The organism is Verrucomicrobium sp. BvORR034 (assembly GCF_000739635.1).
Classification (GTDB): Bacteria; Verrucomicrobiota; Verrucomicrobiia; order Verrucomicrobiales; family Verrucomicrobiaceae; genus Verrucomicrobium.
This window is the reverse complement of sequence record NZ_BATQ01000151.1, coordinates 58037-79242: the sequence shown is the minus strand read 5'-3', so window position 1 is coordinate 79242 and position 21206 is coordinate 58037. Positions and strand designations below refer to the sequence as shown.

Here is a 21206-nt window from a genome sequence, read left to right as displayed (position 1 = left end):
CCAACGGCATCAAGAAACGAAACGCAGCCATAGACCTCCCGACGTTCCTTGTCACGGAACGCCTCGTCCGCACCTCCGGTGACCCCGGCGGTTGTGCAAGCACAAACCGCCGCTCCTTGGACAGGGGCAGCCCCCTCCTCCACCGGTCCCGGAGGGACCACGGAATCTAGCCGGTGGTGCCAACCACCGGAGCCCCGCTCACCCACATCCTCGCGTCCAGGAGGGGCGCCGGATCTTCGCGCTCCGCTCTGCCCATTGCCACCTCGATTCCGCCACGACTTCCCCCGCACCGCACCTCCCGGTTTGCACTTCCCAGCATCCCGCGCAAAGTGCAGGCCGAACTCAGTGATGATGGATCTCGCATTATTCAGGCTTCCAGACGGAAAGGCATGGATCGGGGAGGGGCCGTTTGCGGAAGCAGCGGAGCCGCCGCCCGGTGATGCCTTCTATGTGAACGACTTCGCACTTTCCAGCCCGACCCCTTGGAAGATTCCCTCCCGCCTCACCGAGGTGCCCGCCGGAGCGTTGCCGGAGCACTTTTCTGTGACCGAAATCCAGCCCCGGATCGTCTGGCAAAAGCCCGCCACGGAGTGGTTCAAGATGGCGTTCCGCCGCATCCGCAAGGACGTGCTCTCCCACAAGTTGCGCAAGATGGTGCCGGTGCTCACGGAGTCCGGCACGCTGCTGCAGCAAAACGGCCAGACAGACCTCAGCGCGCTGCTCAACCGGGTGATGGATGCCCCGAGCGGTCTCTGGGGCTACGCCCGGATCGAGGGCGACAAGGGATTCCTCGGAGCGACCCCTGAACTCCTCCTGCGGAAGGAGGGCTCCCGCCTGGAAACGATGGCCCTGGCGGGTACCGCCAAGCCCAATGGCCGCGAAAGTTTTGTCACCGACGCCAAGGAGATCGAGGAACACGAGCTCGTGGCCGGATTCCTCAAGGACGCCCTGGCCCCCCTGGGCAAGGTGCAAATAGGGGAGCGCCAGACCAGCGAAGCTGCTGGGCTCACCCACTTTCGCACCGAGGTGGCCGTGGAACTGGAGGGCAATCCCGATCTCAACAGCCTCGTCCGCCGCCTGCATCCCACCCCCGCCGTGGGCTGCCTGCCGCGGGATGCCGCGAGCCTGGAAAAGCTCACGGAATACCGACGCCAACTTCAGGCCCCGGATTACTTCGGTGCACCCTTCGGCCTCAAAGTGGGGAATGCCTTCCACGCCGTGGTATCTATCCGTGGCATTGGTTGGGATGGCGACAAAGTCATGCTCTCCAGCGGCTGCGGCATCGTGGGCGGCAGTGCCTTTGACCACGAATGGCGGGAACTGCGCCTGAAACGCGAGTCCGTGGCCCGGCTGCTGGGGCTGTAGTCACTTATTTCCCCATCCCTCCGCATGGCTGATCCCGCTGCCTGCCCGCCCGCATCCTCCACCTCAGGCAATGCCCGCGTCATCGCGCAACTGCTGGCTGAGCTGGATGCTCTGGGTGTGGTGGAGTACTGCGTGGCGGCGGGTGCCCGCAATGCGCCGCTGCTGGCCATCATCTTGGAGCGTGCCGAGTCGAGAGACCTGACGGTGCGGCATTTCTTTGAGGAGCGTTGCGCCTCCTTCTTTGCCCTCGGCCGCGCCATGGAGACTCGCAAGCCGGTGGCGGTCATCACCACCAGCGGCACCGCCGTGGCGGAGCTCTTCCCGGCCGTGATGGAGGCCTATTACCAAGCCGCACCCCTGGTGGTGGTGACCGCTGACCGCCCCTCGCACTATCGCGGCAGCGGGGCACCCCAGGCCGTGGAGCAGAATGGGATCTTCGCGAACTACGTGGTGCGCACCGTGGAGCTTGAAGATCGGGCCGATGGCTGCTTCGTGCATGCGGAGTCCATCTCTGCCCGCCCCGGACCTCTGCATTTTAACGTCTGCCTTGAGGAGGATCTCGTCAGCACCCTTCTGGAAGCGAGCCCGGCCGCCCCGCCCTATGAAGCGCCTGAAGTCCTTGCCCTGCTCGCTGCGCAGGACTGGGAGGCGTTTTGGTCAAGCGAGGGATCAGTAGCGGTCGTGGCCGCAGGGATCCATCCAGAAGATGTGCCATTGGCGGTGGAGTTCCTGGCTAAACTTCAGGCTCCGATCATTGCCGAGGCCACATCCAACCTCCTTGGCGAACCTCGCCTGAAGCCCTGGTTGCTGCCCGCCAGCGAGCGGGTGTTGAGACAACTTCATCCGCAGCGAGTCCTTCGGCTCGGTGCTGTTCCCTCCTGGCGCTGGTGGCGGGATCTTGAGGACCGGCCAGAGGTTCGAGTTCTCAACGTCAGCCCTGCTCCCTTTCGCGGACTTGCCCGGACGGAAAACGTCGCCATCGTGCCTTGGAAAGCGCTGGCCCTCTCCATCCCTGCACAGCCTGAAAACACGATCCATCTGCCTCCTGCCCCGGCTGCGGATCGTTTCCTTGAATCCCACCCGCTGTCCGAACCTGCCTGGATGCGGCACCTCGCCAATCAGGTCTCACCAGGTGCCACCGTATTCCTGGGCAACAGCCTGCCCATTCGCGAGTGGAACCTCGCCGTGCCCTCGCTTCCTGCCGGCTGTCGCACCTGGGCGAATCGAGGAGCCAACGGCATCGATGGCCTTGTGTCCACCTGGCTGGGCGTCGCGGCAGAGGCGGCAGAGTCCTGGCTCATCATCGGCGACCTGAGCACTCTCTATGACCTCAGCGCCCCCTGGATTCTCACCCAGCTTCCACCCGCAAAGCGCCGCCTCGTCATCATCAACAACGGTGGCGGTAAGATCTTCTCCCGCGTGACCTGGCTCAAGAACGCCGGCCCCGACGCACGCAAGGTGATGGAAAACTCCCACACCCTCACCTTCGCCCCCTGGGCCCAGATGTGGGGCATGGACTACAAGTTGATCACCAATCTCGAAGATCTGACCGCCGCACAAACCGCAGCGGATCAGTCAGCGTGTGCCGTGTGGGAAGTTCGTCCGGATGCAGAGCAGACGGCGGAGTTTTGGAAGAATGCAATTTAACCACAGAGGCACAGGGAACACAGAGACTGATTTTTCAGACAGGATTAACAAGATTGGATTCAGATTAACAAGATGGGATCCGATGCATCAATCCCACGAGGTCTCTTGATTTTTTGGTTTTTGAACTTTGAGTTTTTGTATTCCTCTGTGTTCTCTGTGCCTCTGTGGTTAAACCTTCAGGGCTATCTACCCCTGACGTTATTTCTTCAATCCATTCCCGTTCCCGTTGCCATTTGTCGCGAGGATGATCCCCAGCAGCGCCTGCTGCGTCAGCACACCCACGGCTTCGCCTTGATCATTCACCACGGCGGCGATGGGTTCGCCCCGTTTGCGCAGTGCTTGCAGGCAGCGCAGGGCGGACTCGGAGGTCTTCATCTGGGAAAGGGGGCGCATGAACTGGCGCACCATCTTGTCGGGCTGGATGCGGGAAGGCAGGGCTGCGACATCCAGCCAGCCGAGCAGGGCACCGTTGGTCCCCATTACGGGACGCCAGGAGTGGTTCTGCTCCCGGCAGAGGACGAGCGCGCTGGAGACAGCCATCTCGGGGAAGAGGGCGGTCACTTGCTTGAGCGGCATCATGGCATCCTGGGCGCACACCTCCTGCAGGCGGCCGGCTTTGTGCAGCATGCTGCCCACCACGGGACGCAGCACGCAGAGGGATTCCACGGTTTTGGCCAGGGAAGCCATACTGCGCTGGTCGCCCTCTTCAGGCACGTCATTGAGCACACGGGACTGGAAGAGATTGCCGAGTGAGAGCCATGGACGGGCGATGGTCAGCAGCAGCTTCAGCGGCTTCGTCAGCAGTCGCAGCACTCCAAGAGGATATCGGTAAAAAAGCTGCTTGGGCAGGAGTTCTAGCAGCACGAGGAAGAGTGGCGTCAGCACCACCACGGCCGCCAGCCAGCCCCAGCCGCCCAGGTGGCGCACCAGTTCTCTCACGCTCAAAAGGTAGGCCAGCAGGGTGAAGCAGTGGTTCAGGGCGGTGACGGTGTGCAGAAGCTCCACGCGATGCTCCAGCAGCACCAGCAGGCGGGCGGCAGATTTGTCTCCTGCCTCCGCCGAGTGACGGATGCGCACACGACTGATGGTGAGCAGGGCGCTCTCCACCCCGGAGAGGATGAAGGCCAGGACGATGCTGATGACGATGATGAACGTGATCATGCGCCTTTCTCCTCCTCATCTTCTTCAGTTGTTTCCAATACCTGCAGCTCCAGCTGCAGGATGCGGGCGCGCGAGGTGCGCTTCACCTTGATGATCACCTGCTCCAGCGTGAGCTGTTCGCCGGGCTTGGGCGGATAGCCAAACCGGTTCATCACCAGGCCGGCCACCGTGTCCACACTTTCTGAAGGCGGGAGAGTGATGCCCAGCTCGCGTTCCACCTCCTCCAGGCGGGTGTGACCCTGCACCAGATAGCGGTCCGGGCCGATGGGCTGGATCCCAATGGTGTTGCCAGGAGCAGGCGCGGCTTTGGAAAGGAGCATTTCCACGAACTTCTCCCGGGTGAGCAGACCCTCGAACCCGCCGTACTCGTCCACCACCACGGCGGCCGAGTCTTCCGCAGGCAGATGCTGACGCCAGGCTTCCACGAGCAGGATCGTCTTCGGCACGAAGATGGGCTCCACGGTCAGTGTGCTCCAATGCGGCCGGCCAGCCAGCTTCCAGCGCTGCACATCCACCAGGTAGGCGATGGCGTCCTGCTTCTCATCGTACACGGGGACGAAGCGCTGGCGACTGCTCTCCAGGGTGTTCAGGGCTTCCATCTCACCGGCATCATGCGGCATGAGCAGCAGATCCACACGAGGGGTCATGGCATCGCGCACTGTCAGACCATTGAGGTCGATCACCGCCCGCAGCAGCGCGGCTTCATCCGTGCCCAGTGCACCCTGTTCCTCTCGCATGTCGATGAGGGTCTCCACTTCCTCCGGCAGCAGGTTGTGGCGGGGTTTCACCTTCTTGGGGGCGAAGAACGTGGCCAGTCCCTCGCTGAACTGCCGCAGGTACCGGGTGACAGGACGGCAAAAGCCGCGCACGGCCAGGAAGAGAGGCAGAGTGCGCCGCAGGGTGCGGGTGGGGGAGCGCAACGCCAGCGCATTGGGCAGGAATTCCACGACCACAAAGCCGGTGCCAAAGAGGCTCAGGCCGCTGATCCATGGATTGCCACCCAGCCCGCGCAGGGGGCCCAAGACCAGCCAGAGGCCGATGGTGGCCAGCACGAGATTGCAAAAGCTGCCGAGCAGCAGAACCTCCGGCAGTGCGGAAAGGGGGTCCTTGATCTCTGGCGCATGCTGGGCCCGCCCTCGCACGCCAGGCACGCCTTCCGCAGGGGGGCCTTTTTTGCGCAGGACAAACAATGCAGTCTCCAGCGCCGAAAAACTGGCTGCTACATAGAGCAGCACCACAAAGGCGAGGGATAGTATGACAGGCACCAGCAGACTCATCGCAATGCAGGGACGTCCTCAAATGAAGGCCATCCCGGGAGAGACATCAGATGCCGGATGTGGGCCAAGGCGGTGGCAAAAATGCGGTGCCACCGCCCGGGCGCGAAATCCGGCGTCAGTTGTCGAGGGTGTGAATGAAGAGGCCCGAGCGAAGTTTGGGCTCGAACCAGGTGCTCTTGGGCGGCATGATCTGGCCGGCGTCGGCGATGTCCATGAGCTGCGAGACCGTCGTGGGGTACATGCTGAAGGCCACGGCATGGGAGCCGCTGTCCACCAGCTTTTCCAGCTCCGCCGTGCCGCGGATGCCGCCGATGAAGTCGATCCGGTCGCTCGTGCGCGGATCGTCAATTCCCAACACCGGGGCCAGCACCCGCTGCTGCAGGATGCTCACGTCCAGGGCGTCCTCAGGCGTGGCGTCCGGAGTGGGCTCCCAGTTGAGCGTGTGCCACACCCCGCCGATGTACATGCAGGCCTCGCCCGCCTTCTCCGGCGTCTTCTTGCCATTGGGATCCATGGAGAAGATCGCGCCGATCTTTTCCAGGAACTCCTGCAGGGAGTGGCCGTTGAGGTTCTTCACCGCCCGGTTGTAGGGGAGGATCTTCAGCTCGCTGGCGGGGAAGAGCACATTCAGGAACCAGTTGTAGTTCTCCTGGCCTGTGTGGTTCGGGTTGTTGTCGCGGCGCTCCTTGCCCACGCGGGCGGCACTGGCGCTGCGGTGGTGACCATCCGCCACGTAGGCGAGGGGGATCTCCTCCGCGAAGTACTTGCTGATCGCCTCGCAGGTCTCTGCGGGCAGACGCCACACCTGGTGACGGATGCCATCGGGCGCGACGAAGTCGTTGATCGGGGCGTCTTCCGTCTCGTGCTTCTTGGTCAGGGCCAGCACGCCAGCATGGTCGCGGTAGGTCAGGAAGATCGGGCCGGTGTTGGCGCTCAGCTCGTCCACCAGACGGGTGCGGTCATCCTCTTTCACCTTCCGCGTCTTCTCGTGCTTGCGGATGATGTCGTTCTCGTAGTCCTCGATGTTGCACACACCCACCAGGCCGGTCTGGGCGTGCTCGCCCATCACCTGACGGTAGAGGTACATGCAGGGTGCGGCTTCACGCACGAGCACGCCGTCCGCCTGGAGTTTCTTGAAATTCTCGACCGCCTTGGCGTACACGGCATCGTCGTAGTCGCCCACGCTGTCTGGCAGGTCGATCTCCGCACGGTCCACGTGAATCAGGTTGATCGGGTTGCTCTCGCCCAGTGCCTTGGATTCGGCACGATTGACAACGTCATAGGGCACGGCCGCGACCTGAGGCGCGAGTTCGGGAGTGGGCACAAGGCCCTGGAAGGAGCGAAGCTGCATGGGGTGTGACGGAAAACGAATCGACTGAGAGGGTGTCTGTAGCGGTGCCAGACTCAATGTGCAAGCCGGGGGCGCTGACAATCCTGTCCCCGGGATGCGCAGAAGCCAGCCCGGCCGGGGCTGGCTTCCAGCGGAAGGGTGATCAGGCTGAGCGACTTACTTCGCAGGCTTCGGGTAGCCCTCCAGCTTCACCACGGACACCCGCTCCTTCGTGGGGAAGTCCGCCGGGACGGCGGCGGTGGCCACCACCTTGCCCGTGGCGGCCCACTCAGTGCCGCGCTGGAGCAGGGTGTAGAAGCCGCGATCCAGCATCGAGTAGTCCGCATGGCCCAGTGTGGTGTGGAAGACACGTCCCTTGCCATAGGTCAGCACCATGGAGTTGGGCTCCAGCACGCCAGTCAGGTCAGAAGTAGAGGCGGTGAGAATTTCCACATTCTCCGCCGGGCCGCGCAGCTTGCTGTACAGCTCGTCCTTGGAGTGCATCCAGGTCTTTGGCAGACCCTTGGTGATCGGGTGGGCGGCATTCTGGACCTGGATGAGGAATTCGTGCTGCGGGCCGTGGGCGCCGCCGTTGCCTGCCGTGGTGTCGCGGAAGAGTTTGCCATCCTTCACATAGAGCCAGGGGCCGCTCTTCTCATTGCGCCCACCCCAACCGCCCACGCCAATCATGTCGTTGTAGGCTTTCCAGGCAGGGAAGGAGTTGTTCGCAGCATGCACGGAGACGAAGCCCCCGCCATTCTGGACAAAGGTCTCAAAGCTCTTCTGCACGGTCTCAGGCCAGTCGGCACCGTTGTAGTTGCTCACCACCACGGCGTAGTCGCTAAACTTCGGCTGCCAGCTCTTCCAGGCGTCGGCAGGTGAATTTTTCACCGGAGCGGTGGAGACGGTCACGGTGAAGGCACCGCTGCTCTCCAGGGCATTCACGAGGACAGGCGTGGTAACCTGCCAGTTGTGGTTGTTCTGACCATCTACGATCAGGACTTTCAGCTTGTCCGCCGCGGAGGCGGTGACGGCGACCAGCAGGGCCGCAGCGAGGGTGAAGGTGTGCAGAAGACGGTGCAGTTTCATAGGAGGATCGGAGCAAAGGTACGGCGGCTTGGTCGATGTCTTGCAGACGGGTGGCGCAACTTCCCCCCCCAACGCGGGAACCCCCGAGGTTTCGGGGGTTCCTGCGGATAAGTATAAGAAGCGCCAGGGGAGTGGAGTTTTTCTGTACCTTTGCCTCTTCTCGCACTCACCCTCTCCTCTTTCTCATGAAGCTGTCCCTCCGTCGTCGCTCCTCCGTATTGCTGGCCTGCTCGCTGGCAGCCTTGGTCTCTGTTTCTCCGTTCGCCTTCGCCGTACCCGGGGATGCCCTCTCTGGCGTGAAGACCCAGGCGGATCTGGACAAGGTAATCGCTGAGACGGCCGATGCGAAACTCAAACAGGCCATCAAGGACAACGCCGCTGCCATCCTTGCCGCCGCCGATGAGAAGACGCATGTGGAGGCCATCCTGAAGGCCATCGAAATCTCACCTGGAAAGGTGGAGAAGATCAACGTCACGCCAGACAGCCTCAAACAAGCTGCCGTCGGGGACATTTCCCTCTTCGAGACTTTGAAAGTGGTGGACCTCGGCATCCCCAATGCGGGGCCGCATGACCATCGCAAGACCGACCCCTATGATGCAGCCTTCTTCGAGCACGTGGGCCGGCTTTCCAAGATCGAGTCCCTCAACATCATCGCCACCAAGTGCAGCGATGACTGGATCGCCCCGCTGGGCAAACTCAAGACCTTGAAGGCGCTCAAGTTCACCAACAACGGCAAGCTCAGCGATGTCGGTCTGGAAAAGCTCGCTGGGCTGAAGCAGCTCGAGGCATTCTCCTTCGTGGGTACCGGGATGAAGGGGCATGCGTATGCCAAGTTCGAGGGTTGGACAGCGCTTACCCGGGTGAGCCACCGTGGCAGCAGCATTGATGACGAGGGGCTCACCCTCCTCTGCGAGAAGTTCCCGAACCTGGAGAGCATCAGCCTTGCCCATGCCAAATGTGGCGACGCCGGTGTGGCCGCCCTTCCCAAGCTCACCAAACTCAAAGGCTTGGAACTCGGCAGCAAGAACGCCACACCCGGCAGCCTTGTCCACGTGGCGAAGATGTCCCTGGAGTACCTGCAACTCGGCGACGGCCTCGACGCTCCGGAAGGCATCGCCGCCATCAAAGGCATGACCACCCTCCGCCGCCTCACACTGACCAATGCCAAGTCTCTGGCCGATGCTGATTTGCAGGCCGTGGCTGGCATCAAGGGATTGGAAAGCCTCGAGCTCAACAGCGTGGAGCTCACCGAGGAGCGCCTGCCTCTGTTGAAGTCCTTCGCCCACCTCAAGGAACTGCGCCTCGTGAATCGCCCCAAGGGTTACACTCCTGAAGTGCAGGCCAAGGTGAAGGAACTCCTGCCCAAGGTGACCCTGAAGTTTGAGTAAGGCAACCCACCCGGTTCGATCTAGGAACCAACCCTTCCGAACTCCAGCCCGTCACTTCCAACGAAGAGGGTTGGAGTTCCGTCCCGCATGCGGGACGGTGAGGCTCATTCCAAGAGCAACACCAGCTTGTTTCATTTTCAACGTGAGAGGCACGACCAACACCTGGCCCCGCTCGCGGGGCTGTGGAGTGCGGCGTGAAGCGCCGCATTGTCCGGACGGACCGACAGGGCAAAATAGGGGAGGTGATTCCGCCCCCTGTTCGGCTGATGGATTCCTCGCACTCTCTGTGAGCCACGAAAGCGGCGCTTCACGCACGCACTCCACAGCGACTTCGTCGCCAGGTGGAGAACGCACTGCCCTCCCCGGAAATCTTCCACCCTCTGGCACTGGTGGACTCCGCGAACTGATCACTCAAAGATATCATCGCAGCGGGTTGGAGTACCGACTTCAGTCGGCCGTAGTTCCTCAGTTGCACACTCTCATGGGTCTCCAAGTCTGACGGAGAATCGTAGGTCATTCCATCGGCCTCCGCACCTGACGCTCTATCCTCTGCAAACCCAAGGTTGACTCGCTTAGGGCTCGTCCAACCTTGGGCTGTGCTACATATCCCTTTCAGGGATAAAATGGCTCTTCGCTGTTATGGGTGGGTAAAGGCGGGCCGAAGCTTCAAGTCCAGATCTCCGGCCATCCAGTAGGCTATGGCTTTAAAGTTGGCAAAGTTGCGAAAGCCTCGCGCACGTCGGCGCGCTGTTTGAATGACCCCGTTGATTGCCTCAATGGCCGCCGAGGTTATCCGGTTGGGGTAGTATGCGAGGATGCCCTCCCAGTGTTTTTTGATCGTGCGTGACAGCTTGCGATACGGCTCCAGCCGGCTCCAGCCGGCTCCGGTCAGCCCACTGGCACCATTGCTTGAGATGATACCCTGCCATGAAGGCTCCAGTCCACTCCCAGGTCTCCTGCAAGTGCTCACGCAGCGCAAGGGCGCGGCCGATTTCCTTGTACCGGGCGCACAACTCGTCTCGCAACTGCTTCTGCGGGGCTTTGAGTCCCTCCCGATTGCCTCGCAAGGCCCACAGCCCCCCTTTGACATCGCCACCCATGCGATGCAGCTGCTTGCGCACCTCATCTGTGGCATCCTGCGCCAGCTTCATGACGTGGAAGCGGTCAAAGACCACCTGCGCTGCGGGGAAGTGCTCCGCCGCCCCCTTCTGATATGCGGGGCTCAGATCCATGGCCACCATTTTGACCTGGTTGGGTTGCGCTCCATGCGCTGGCATGGCCAGGGCCACTTGCTGGACGCACTCACCGCTACGTCCGGGCGTCATGAACAACAGGCGTGCAGAAGCTCCTGTCTCGGGCCGAAGATCAACCGCCACGGTGGCATAGCGGTGGCCTTTGCGGGTGGCTGTTTCATCAATGGCCAGCGTATGAACCTCACTCCAGTCCTGGGCCGCATGCGCCTGCCCTACATAGTGATGCACCACCCGCCACAGCCGGGTGTCAGTCTCCCCAACCAGCGCGGCCACCGCGCTGACGGGCATCTCTCTGGACAGGGCCATCACCAGCGCTTCAAACATCAACGTAAAGCCGCTGCCCGCTCTCGCCCAAGGAACCTCCACCTGCCTCACCCCGTGTTCCGGGCAGTCCACACGCGGCACCCTTGCACTCAAGTAGGTGGCGTGCTGCCAGAAGTTCAAATGCCGCCAACGTTTCAACTCATGATCATAGGCAGTGCAAGGCTGGCCACAGCAGGGACACGGCACCTTCGCACCGGGCTGCACCTCAATCTCCAGGCACAGGAACATCTTGCCACTCTCATCACGCTCCAGACCGCTGCCGGTGACCTTCCAAGGTGCCGTCAGGCCCAATGCCGCCTCAAACAAGCTGTTCTGATCCATCCCCATCCTCTAGCAAACTTCTCCCAAAAGGCCAGTTCTACCCACTCAATCCAGCGAAGCGCCGATAAAATGCGGCTCTCCCAAGAATTTTGTCATCGTCCCCCACGTCTATGTGATACCTCCGCAAGCCGAACCCGCGTGCTTCGTCCAATCACCCCCAACACCTTGACGCACTGACGCACTGCCCACGGACGTACCGATCAAATGGACCTCTTCGCGCCAGATCCCGCCGCCAACCTCCTCCCCTGCGACGGCACCACGCTCTACCACGGTCGCATCTTCACGCTGGCCGAAGCCGACCGCTACTTCATAGCCCTCACCAACACCCTTGCATGGACTCACGACGAGGTGGTCCTCTACGGCCGTCGCATCACCACCGCGCGCAAGGTGGCGTGGTACGGAGACGCCCCGTATGCCTACACCTACTCAGGGGCCACCAAAACCGCCCTGCCTTGGACCCCGGAACTGCGCGAGATCAAGGCGCTTATCGAAAAGGCCACCGGCACCACCTACAACTCCTGCCTCGCCAATCTCTACCACACGGGCGAAGAAGGCATGGGCTGGCACAGCGACGATGAAAAGGTGATGGGAAAGAACACCTCCATCGCCTCCATCAGCCTCGGGGCTGAACGCAAGTTCGCCTTCAAACACAAAACCCGCCCCGCCCTGGGCACCGTCTCCCTCCTCCTCGAACACGGCAGCCTCCTGGAGATGAAAGGCTCCACCCAATCCCATTGGCTCCACCGCCTGCCACCCACCAAGAAAGTGAGTGAGCCGAGAGTGAACCTCACCTTCAGAACCTTTGTGGAACCTGGGAAAAATGGATGAGGAAATAAACTACAGAGGCACAGAGAAGACAGAGGAGATCAAAACTTCAAACTTCAAAAAGCAAATCTCAAAAGGTCTCAGCAACCGCGTAAGATGAAGGCATTGCTCCTCATCTTGTTAATCTGAATCCAATCTTGTTAATCCTGTCTAAAAAATCTGTCTCTGTGTTCTCTGTGGTTTATTTCCTAACATCCATCCACCCCTGACGTCACGCCGCGAATAAAGGTCTCTCCGCACCGGCCAGTTCCACACCCGCTTCGGCCAGCCGGGCCTGTACTTCGGCAATGTGCCCCCGATCGCGGGTTTCCACGGTGCACAGCACGTGCACCCGTGACAGATCCGGTCCTGCGAAGGTGCGGTTGTGCACGATCTCCGTGACATTGGCCCCGGCCTGGGCGAGCACGGAAGAGAGATGCACCAGCCCGCCGGGGCGGTCGCTGATGAGGGCGTCGAAGCGGTAGATGCGGCCGTCCGCTGCCAGGCCGCGCTCGATCACCCGGCTGTGGGCGAGGGGATCAATGTTCCCACCGGTGAGCAGCAACACCACGCGCTTGCCCGCCAGATCGGGCAGCAGCCCGGCCAGCATGGCGGCCAGTCCGGTGGCTCCGGCCCCTTCGATCACGCATTTGTCCAGCTCGGCGAGTCGCAGCATGGCGAGCGCCAGGGCTTCTTCACCCACGCTCACCACGCGGTGCACCAGTGGTTTCGCGATTTGCAGCGTGTTCTTGCCTGCCTCGGCCACCGCCAGGCCATCGGCCAGCGTGAACCTCGTGGAGATGTGCACGGGCTCGCCCGCCTGAAGTCCCGCGGCAAAGCAGGCGGCATTGGCCGGCTCCACCCCGATGATTTGCAGATTGGGCTTCAAGGCGTGCAGCACTGTGGCCACACCCGCCAGCAGGCCGCCTCCACCCACTGGCACGATGATCGCGTCCGCATCCGGCACCTGCTCCAGGATCTCAAACGCCAGCGTACCCTGGCCGGCGATCACATGTGGATCATCAAAGGGGTGCACGTACTTGAGTTGCAGCGCCGCCGCCATCCGCATGGCCTCACTGCGGGCCTCATCAAAGGTGTCCCCATGCAGCACCACATTGGCACCGAACCGGCGGCAGCGGGCCACTTTTACCAGCGGGGCGAAGCGGGGCATCACCACCGTCACTGGGATGTTCATCTGGCGGCCGTGCCAGGAAAGCCCCAGGGCGTGGTTTCCGGCCGAGGCGGCGATTACCCCACGCTGGGTTTCCTCCGCCGTGAGCTGCGCCAAGGCGTTGCGAGCCCCTCGCTCCTTGAAGCTGCCCGTCCGCTGAAGGTGCTCTTGCTTGCAGAAAACATGCGCTCCGGTGAGCTCGCTCAGCGCTGCCGACTCCACACACGGCGTCCGGGCCACCGCCCCCTGAATGCGCAGTCGGGCGGCGACGATTTCCGAAAGGGAAACGCTGGCGGCAGTGGAGGAGGGTTCGGCAGTGGTTGAAGGATTCATGATGGGAGAAAAAGTCTGGGGAAATGCTGGGCAGATAACAAAAAGCCCCGGGTGGAACACCCAGGGCTGCGGAAAAGAGTCGTGATCGAGAATCAGTGCACGCTCAGTCCTGCCCCGGATGGGAGCCAATAATGATCGCAATGATCATGATCGAGGCAGGTGAAGTGAGCGCCATTTGTGCCGGAAACCTTCACCACATTGGCCGCCTGTCAAGGCCAACCGGCTTCGCCGGAGACACAAGACTAGAAGACGCAAGACAGAAGACCTGATTCGCCGAACCGCGTACCATCGCATCGGGGAGCGCAGTCGGCTCGACTGCCACAAGGGCGGCCCGCCCGCGTAGCACCTCCTCCAACACCCGCCGCGAACTTTCCCGCCCCACCGATCTTGAGCCTTGAAGTCTCGCCCCTCTTTGTGCGTCAATATACCCCCATGCCTTTGCTCAAAATCGCCAGCTTCCTCGTCCTGAGCCTTCTTTCGCTTACCCTGGCCCAAACCTCTGCCCAGGAGACACCTGGCAGCAACCGGCCCAACATCGTGCTGGTGATGGCCGATGATCAGGGGTGGGGAGACATGGCCTACAACGGGCATCCCCATCTCAAGACGCCCAACTTCGACGCGCTGGCGGCTGAGGGCATCCGTTTCGACAACTTTCACGCCGCCGCTCCGGTCTGCTCCCCCACCCGGGGCAGTGTCATGACGGGGCGCACGCCGAACCGCTTTGGGTGCTTCTCCTGGGGGCACACGCTCCGCCCGCAGGAGGTCACGATTGCGGAGGCGCTCAAGTCCGCCGGATATCGGACTGGGCACTTTGGCAAATGGCACCTGGGTTCCGTGCAGAAGGACAGTCCCGTGAATCCAGGCAACAGTGGGTTCGAGGAGTGGATCTCAGCCCCCAACTACTTCGACCTCAATCCCGTGCTCAGCGATCAGGGACGTGCGGTTCCGTTTGAAGGAGATAGCTCGGACATCACGGTGGATCTCGCTCTGAAGTTCATCCGCAAACAAGCGGAGGCCAAGGAGCCCTTCTTTACGGTCGTGTGGTTCGGTTCACCGCACGCGCCTCATCAGCCACTGGAGTCGGATCGTGCGCTCTACGAGAATCTCGACCTGACCAAGGCACATCAGAACTTCTACGCAGAAATCACCGCCATGGACCGCGCCTTCGGCCGGCTTCGCACCGAGATCAAGGATCTCGGCCTGCGGGACAACACCATCCTCTGGTATTGCAGTGACAACGGCGCCCTGCCCAAGGTGGGCTCCACGGGCGGTCGGCGCGGCAACAAGGGCAAGATCTATGAAGGCGGCCTCGCCGTGCCGGCATTGCTGGAGTGGCCTGCCCGCTTTGCCTCGCCCAAGGTGGTCAAGCTGCCCTGCGTGACCTCAGACATCTATCCCACTCTGCTGGATGTCGTGGATGTGACGGTGCCCAATCAGCCCGTGCTGGATGGCATCAGCCTGTTGGGAGTGATCAGCGAGCGGGACAAAGAACGGGAAAAGCCCATTGGCTTCTGGGATCGAGGAAAGAAAGGCATCCAAACCCCTTCGAAAGTGTGGATGGACGAGCTGCTCGCTGCGCAAAAGGAAGGCCGCGAGCCCAACGATCCCGCTCGGCTGAATCCCGATGCCGGTGTCATCGGTGAGGCCGAATCCACCAACCAGTTTCCTGGTCACGCTGCCTGGCTGGACGGCCAATGGAAGCTCCACCGCATCGAGGATCCCCAGACCCACGATGTCACCTGGGAGCTCTACGATCTGGGTGCCGACCTCGATGAAAGCCGCGTCCTCTTTGCCGAGCAGCCCGATCGCCTGCCCGCCATGCAGGAAGCCCTCAACGACTGGCTGAAATCCGTGGTCAAGAGTCTGAATGGCGGCGACTATCCGAAGGCTCCGTGAACTCGTGCTTGGTTTTTGACGCATGAAATCCACTCTCCGAGGCATCTTTCTCACTTCCGAAGATCCGCCCACCACCGCCGCGTTTTATCGGGATGTGGCGGGGCTGGCCTGGGAGGAAGTGGGCACCGGCAGCGGCTACGTGTACTGGAAGCTGGATCGCGATGGCGTGCAGCTCGCTCTGCATGATGCCAAAGCTTTTGCCACCCACACTCATCCCGCATTGCGTGAATCCAACCTCACGCACCTCTACTTCCAGATTTCCGATCAGAAGGCCTTCCTTGAAAAGCTCGTGGTTATGAACGTGCCGGTGGATTCGCAGGATGACGTGGTCATCACCGTGGTGGACCCGGACGGAAGACGGGTGATGTTTGGCACGGCATGACAGCGCCTATGGCAGTTGGGGCGCTCAATTGGTGGAGTGACCTCACAGTGGAAACCACAATTGAATTCGCCGATGTCCCCCTACTATGTGAGTGACGATATGCGGATCGCCTGGATCGCTATCACGCATATCAGAAAGGCGACCATGCACGTGGAACGATGGGAGTCCACGACCATCGGGGCCAGCCGGTTGCACTATCCTGCGCAAGTTGATCTCCAGTCCGGCGAGATCCCCATTGTTACGGGCATATTCTCAAACGAGGATTGGTACATCTGGACTACCCGACGACTTCTGAGTTCTTTCGCAGGCAGCATGACACAAATGCCGGCAGATGAAATTGCCGGCGGTGAATTCGGCAACTTCAAATACGGCCCATCTGGAGAGGTGAGTTCACCTCTGATTGGGGGGCTTAATGTGGCTGCGCTCCGGTCCAAAAGCGGAGCGGTGCTTAAGATGACCTATGAGACAGGATATGCGGCCATGGCTCCGATCTACTGCCTGAGCTACTGGCTGCAAAAGCACCCTATCATGGAACGATTGATGACTCCCTCCGAAATGGAAGCATACCGGCGACGCAAAGCGGATGATCAACCAGGCCAATGATTCAATGGAGGACAACCGAGCGTATGAGTTTGCTCTCCAATGTTGATCTCTTCCTTGTCCCATTTTTCTTTCACTCGGGCCAAAGTCCGAGTCGCAGCCCTTGTCTGCTGTCTCGTGGCTTGCTCTTTGACCTGCGTCTCCACCCTGCAGGCCGACATCACCCTCACCCCCCTAAAAGAAGGAGCCAACCAGGTGGAGCTCACTCCCTTGGACAATGGCGAGTGGGAGGTGCGTACAACGGGGCCGGATCCTTATTTTCACGTTCGAGTGGAGGGGGAGGGGCTTGATCTCGTAAAGGAGCCCATCCTGTCGTTTGAGTACTTCAGCCTCACTGGCGTTGGGCGCATGTTGGTGTTTGTCGGTTCGTTGCTCGATATCCCGCATCTGGTGACGGTGCAGGGTGTGGGCCGCAGGGAAGGGTGGGGGCAGCAGGCGATTGATCTGCGGGATGCTTCCGCAAAACCTGCCCTCCCGGTCAGAACGTTGCGCCTCACTTGGGGAGAATCGCCTGGATTAGTTGCCCGCTTTCGGAACCTGAAGGCCCGTGCGGCCACGGCTCAGGAGGCTGAATTGGCGGCAACCAAGGATGCGCGGATCAAAGACGACCGCGCGCTGGCAGAGAGGATGAGGAAATATCTCAGCCAGGAGTTTCCGCACCAGATCACCGCTGTCTCCGCCGATCCATCCCAGATCAAGATCGAAGGCCGGGTTGCCGACCCCAATCAGCCGTGGTTGCTCGCGGAGGTGCCGATGTGGGAGGACGTCACGAACTTGAAACACCCCGCCGCCGTCCACGCTATCCTGGCGGATGCCCAAGGGGCCTTCACCGTCAGCGTTCCGCGCGACACAGTGAAGGATCGCGATCTCCTCCTCTCCGGCTGGGTCGTGGTGCAAAGGACTGCGGAGGGAGTGGAGCCCGTTTCCGCGCTGCGGTACGTGGAAAAGCAAACGCCCCGCGCCGATTTGTCCCTGATGCAGCCCCGGTCCAAGAAGGGGCTCGGCGGTTGTGAGTTTGATCATGAGGACATGGACAAGCTCGGCATCACCTCCGTGACGCTGAACATCCTGCTCAATCACCTGCTGTCCCCGACCCCCGGCGAAGGGAAAACGCCCTACACCTATGCTGGCCGCACCTGGTATGTGAACGAAGGCGTGCTGGCTGGCTACGACCGCTACATGACCATCGCGGCCAGGAAGCAACTGATGGTCTCTGCCATCATCCTGCTGCCCCAGGAGCGTGAGGCCGCGGAGGGGGCGTGGATCAAGATGGCCGGGCATCCGCATGCCGAGCCCATCGGCCTCTACGTCATGCCCAACTTTGCCACCCAGGAGGGCGCGCAGGCCTATGCCGCCGCCATGAACCTGGTCACCGAACGCTACAGCCGCCCGGATGGCAAGTACGGTCGGGTGCACCACTGGATCATGCACAATGAGATCAACAGCGGCTTCTACTGGACTAACGCCGGCGACAAGACTGATCTCACCTACCTCGACCTCTATCAGAAATCCATGCGCGTGGCCTGGTTGCTGGCGGGTCAGTATGATGCCCACGCCAAATCCTTGATCTCCCTGGAGCACGGTTGGACCCTGAAACTCGATCCCCGGGCTTATGCCGGTCGCGCTTTGTTGGAATACCTCGTCCAGTTCAGCAGGAAGGAAGGTGACTTCCCTTGGGGCATCGCCTATCACCCGTATGCGGAAGACCTCCGCAATACCCGTACCTGGGAAGATCCGGGTGCGACCTTTGATTTCAATGCCCCGTTCATCACCTTCAAGAACATGGAGGTGCTGGACGCCTGGGCCCGCCTGCCACGCGTGGCTTATCAGGGACAGCCTCGCGAGATTCAGCTCACAGAGCAGGGGCTGAATTCCCCCGACTACTCAGAAAAGACCCTGGCCGATCAGGCCGCCGGCATGGCCTACGCCTGGAAGAAGATCGAATCCCTGCCCACCGTGACTGCGTTCCAGTACCACCTCTGGGCCGATGATCGGTCAGAAGGCGGATTGCGCCTGGGGTTGCGGAAATTCCGCGATGACGCGGGAGACCCCTTGGGCATCAAACCCATCTGGCATCTCTACCAGGCCATAGGCACTCCGGAGTGGGATAAGGCGAGTGCGTTTGCTTTGCCCATCTTGGGCATCAAGAGTTGGGATGAGGTGCCGTATAAGGGGAAAATTATGAATGAGGAATGAGGAATTGTGAATGCCTGACCACTGTCGCCACTTCCATGTCAGAGCTGCGCCAGAAGTTTCATTCCCAATTCATAATTCATAATTTAGAGTGGAGCTCCACGTCCACCCACACCGCCGCATGATCACTCCACGGCACCTTCGGATCGCTCTCCAGCTTGCCGTTCACCGATCCTTGGGCCAGCACTGTCCACTCCCATCCCTCACCGCTGCCAAACACGTGATCAATCCGCGGCTGGTCCGTGGAGAGTAATTTCCACGCCCCCGCCTCCGCCAGCGGGCTCAGCACATCGCTGTCCGGAGTGTTGTTCCAATCACCCGTCCACAAGGCTGGCAAACCCGTCTCGCGAACCTTCTTCACCCACGGCACCAATTGTGTCCTCTGCGCCAGTTGCGTGGCGTGATAGCGGTTCTCTTTGTATCGTGCATGCAGGTGCGTGTTGCCAAAGGAGAGCCGCCGCCCTTCACCCAGGTCCAGGGTGCAGAGGGACAAGCCCTTGCCTGCCCACCAGTCACCATGTTGCAGCGCCTCGGGACGGCCATTGCTGGCATAGCGGATGAACCCTTCCGTAAGGATCGGATAGCGACTCACCGTGAGCAGCCCACTGCCCACGAGGCCGCTGTGAAAGTAGCGGGAATGCTCCAGCCCCACCGCGCGCAGCGCCTGTGTCAACTCCGCCCGGTCTGCCTCCACGAATGTTTCCTGAAACCCCACGATGTCGGGCTTCAAGCGGGCAACCTCCTCGGCCACCTTTCGGAGTCGTTCCGCACGGCGTGGCGTGATCCAGCGCAGTCCCCAGACGTTCCAGGTGACCACGCGCAGTTTGAGGGGAGGGGATTTTTTCCAGGCGTTCAGATCAATCTTGGGAAAGGCGGTCGGTTCCGGAACTGCAGGGGCTCGCAGGTTCCAGAGCAGCAACGCGCCCACGATCAGGCAGACCCCGATGGTGATTTTGAGGAGGCGACGGAACCAGTGTTTCACAAGGGAAGGAAGGGGCAGAGTTGGGCGCGCAGATCAAGGGGCAAGTTGCACGTGCGTGGCGCGAATGAGGATTGCGATCGCCGAAAGACAGAAGGCACCCGATGGGCCTACCGCTCCGCGGTAGAATTGCCGGCGCGAACTATCCATGGGTGGCACTCGCTACGCTCGCTTCACCCATGGCTACGCATGGCGAACCCTCCGGGTTCAATGCACAATGTGCCAACGTACAATGTCCCTAGGTTTGTCAGGTGAACTTCGACCACTGTATCACCAAACTTGCTCTCCGAACCCGGAGGGTTCTCCATGATTAGCCATGGGTCGGCCGAGTGAAGCGAGGACTACCCATGGAAAACGGCCAGACTGTTTCTACCGCGGAGCGGTAGGCCCATCGCATCCGTCGTCTCCGGATTTTCGCACCGCTCCCAGCCCCCAATCTTCGCCCACCCTGAAACCTTTCCTCCCTACGCTGGTTGGACCCCAAACACCTTTCCGCCCGCTCACATGGCACCTATCCTCCGTACCACGCTCCTTCCGCTCCTGGCGGCCATCGCTGCCGCAGCCGCCTTGCAGCCGCTCTCGGCGCAGACTTCATCTGGCGTGACCGCCCATCGCGATCTGGAATACGTGCCCGATGGCCATGAACGTCACAAACTGGACCTCTACCTGCCCGCCAAAGCGGAGGGCAAGGTCCCGCTCATCATCTGGGTTCACGGCGGGGCCTGGCAGGCTGGCAGCAAGGACGGTTGCCCTCCCTTGCGCGAAGGCTACGTCGCGCGGGGTTACGCCGTGGCCAGCATCAACTACCGGCTTACCAGTCACGCGGTGTTCCCGGCCCAGATCGAGGACTGCAAGGCCGCCGTCCGCTGGCTGCGGGCCCATGCGGCAGAGTATCGCCTGGACCCGGACAAGTTCGGTGTTTGGGGCAGTTCCGCCGGCGGGCACCTCGTGGCCCTGCTCGGCACCAGCGGGGAGGTCAAAGAGTTCGATGTAAAAACGAACCTCGACCAGTCCAGCAAGGTGCAGGCGGTGTGCGATTATTATGGCCCCACAGATCTGGTTGCCTTTGTCACCCGGCCGGGTTATGAACGCCATGCCGATCCGACCTCGCCAGAAAGCAAACTGCTGGGCGGCGTGGTGATGGAGAACAAGGACAAGGCGGCGAAGGCCAACCCGATCACCTTTGTGGACAAGGCCGATCCTCCTTTCCTCATCGTGCATGGCGACAAGGACGCCACCGTGCCGATCAACCAGAGCGAGCTGCTCTTTGATGCCCTGAAGAAAACCGGGGTGAGCGCCCACTTCCACACCATCCACAATGCGGGTCACGGTGGTCCGGGGTTCTCAGGAAAGGACATCGAAGACATGGTGGCCAAGTTTTTCGACCAGCGTCTGAAGGAGGGCAGCACCACGGTGGATGCGCTGGTCACCGACAGCACAGCCAAGGAAGTCCCCGCTGGGCCTGGAGCCGCGCAGGGCGGACGACGTGGCATTCCTTGGGAAGTCATCTCCCGCAAGGATGACAAAAATCAGGACGGCAAGGTCACCAAGGAGGAGTTCTCCGGCCCAGCCCCGTTGTTCCAACGCTTGGACACGAACAGCGACGGAGCTGTGACCCGTGAGGAGCACGAGGCGGCGATCAAGGAGAGGCAGGGTTCAAGGTGAGAACGGCGGGGCTTCGCTGAGATGCATC

General features: G+C 61.4%; 15 protein-coding genes and 1 pseudogene. 9 read left to right on the top strand and 7 right to left on the bottom strand.

The annotated features are described in order from the left end of the window. Positions 1-348 precede the first annotated feature (348 nt). Positions 349-1365, top strand: a complete 1017-nt coding sequence (locus tag BV034_RS26785) for a chorismate-binding protein (RefSeq protein WP_050030024.1) — start codon at positions 349-351, stop codon at positions 1363-1365. A 24-nt stretch (positions 1366-1389) separates the two neighbouring features. Further along, entirely contained in the window at positions 1390-3012 is a 1623-nt protein-coding gene (gene menD / locus BV034_RS26780; protein ID WP_050030023.1) for a 2-succinyl-5-enolpyruvyl-6-hydroxy-3-cyclohexene-1-carboxylic-acid synthase, read from the top strand. 198 nt (positions 3013-3210) lie between these two features. Here the strand turns inward: menD and BV034_RS26775 are convergent, their stop codons facing one another. The 4 genes from BV034_RS26775 to BV034_RS26760 form a co-directional block, all read right to left on the bottom strand. Then, a complete protein-coding gene (locus BV034_RS26775) occupies positions 3211-4173 on the bottom strand; it encodes a CNNM domain-containing protein (RefSeq protein WP_050030022.1) in 963 nt (320 codons plus the stop codon). Beyond that, positions 4170-5450 carry a transporter associated domain-containing protein gene (locus BV034_RS26770; protein ID WP_050030021.1) on the bottom strand — a complete coding sequence of 427 codons (1281 nt, stop codon included), beginning with the start codon at positions 5448-5450 and terminating at the stop codon, positions 4170-4172. Before BV034_RS26770 ends, BV034_RS26775 begins: the two co-directional genes overlap by 4 nt. A 115-nt stretch (positions 5451-5565) precedes the next feature. After that, entirely contained in the window at positions 5566-6801 is a 1236-nt protein-coding gene (locus BV034_RS26765; RefSeq protein ID WP_050030020.1) for a DUF1015 family protein, read from the bottom strand. Between the two features lie 156 nt (positions 6802-6957). Further along, complete coding sequence (locus BV034_RS26760; protein ID WP_050030019.1) at positions 6958-7869, bottom strand: ThuA domain-containing protein; 912 nt, start codon at positions 7867-7869, stop codon at positions 6958-6960. 185 nt (positions 7870-8054) lie between these two features. Between BV034_RS26760 and BV034_RS26755 the strand changes: the two genes are divergently transcribed. Beyond that, positions 8055-9257, top strand: coding sequence for a G protein-coupled receptor LGR4 (locus BV034_RS26755; RefSeq protein WP_050030018.1), 1203 nt, complete (start codon positions 8055-8057; stop codon positions 9255-9257). 637 nt (positions 9258-9894) lie between these two features. Here BV034_RS26755 and BV034_RS26750 read toward each other — a convergent pair. After that, positions 9895-11155: pseudogene (locus BV034_RS26750) on the bottom strand (ISL3 family transposase). Between the two features lie 204 nt (positions 11156-11359). On the opposite strand from BV034_RS26750, the gene BV034_RS26745 reads away from it, so the two are divergent. After that, entirely contained in the window at positions 11360-11983 is a 624-nt protein-coding gene (locus BV034_RS26745; RefSeq protein ID WP_050030017.1) for an alpha-ketoglutarate-dependent dioxygenase AlkB, read from the top strand. A gap of 208 nt (positions 11984-12191) precedes the next feature. On the opposite strand, the gene ilvA is transcribed toward BV034_RS26745, so the two are convergent. Continuing rightward, positions 12192-13463: a threonine ammonia-lyase gene (ilvA, locus tag BV034_RS26740; RefSeq protein WP_050030016.1), complete on the bottom strand. Its 1272-nt coding sequence runs from the start codon at positions 13461-13463 to the stop codon at positions 12192-12194. Between the two features lie 432 nt (positions 13464-13895). On the opposite strand from ilvA, the gene BV034_RS26735 reads away from it, so the two are divergent. The 4 genes from BV034_RS26735 (at position 13896) to BV034_RS26720 (ending at position 18537) form a co-directional block, all read left to right on the top strand. Beyond that, on the top strand, positions 13896-15359 hold the full coding sequence (locus BV034_RS26735) for a sulfatase-like hydrolase/transferase (protein WP_050030015.1): 1464 nt from the start codon (positions 13896-13898) through the stop codon (positions 15357-15359). 22 nt (positions 15360-15381) lie between these two features. After that, positions 15382-15741, top strand: coding sequence for a VOC family protein (locus tag BV034_RS26730; protein ID WP_038165609.1), 360 nt, complete (start codon positions 15382-15384; stop codon positions 15739-15741). A 72-nt stretch (positions 15742-15813) separates the two neighbouring features. Continuing rightward, positions 15814-16344 carry a hypothetical protein gene (locus BV034_RS26725; RefSeq protein WP_050030014.1) on the top strand — a complete coding sequence of 177 codons (531 nt, stop codon included), beginning with the start codon at positions 15814-15816 and terminating at the stop codon, positions 16342-16344. Positions 16345-16458: 114 nt separating this feature from the next. Beyond that, positions 16459-18537, top strand: coding sequence for a DUF5722 domain-containing protein (locus BV034_RS26720; RefSeq protein ID WP_265593513.1), 2079 nt, complete (start codon positions 16459-16461; stop codon positions 18535-18537). A 76-nt stretch (positions 18538-18613) separates the two neighbouring features. Here the strand turns inward: BV034_RS26720 and BV034_RS26715 are convergent, their stop codons facing one another. Next, the gene (locus tag BV034_RS26715; RefSeq protein WP_050030012.1) at positions 18614-19516 is read right to left on the bottom strand and encodes an endonuclease/exonuclease/phosphatase family protein; all 903 of its coding nucleotides are present in this window, start codon (positions 19514-19516) and stop codon (positions 18614-18616) included. A 501-nt stretch (positions 19517-20017) separates the two neighbouring features. Between BV034_RS26715 and BV034_RS26710 the strand changes: the two genes are divergently transcribed. Continuing rightward, a complete protein-coding gene (locus BV034_RS26710) occupies positions 20018-21178 on the top strand; it encodes an alpha/beta hydrolase (protein WP_050030011.1) in 1161 nt (386 codons plus the stop codon). The last annotated feature ends 28 nt before the right edge of the window (positions 21179-21206 follow it).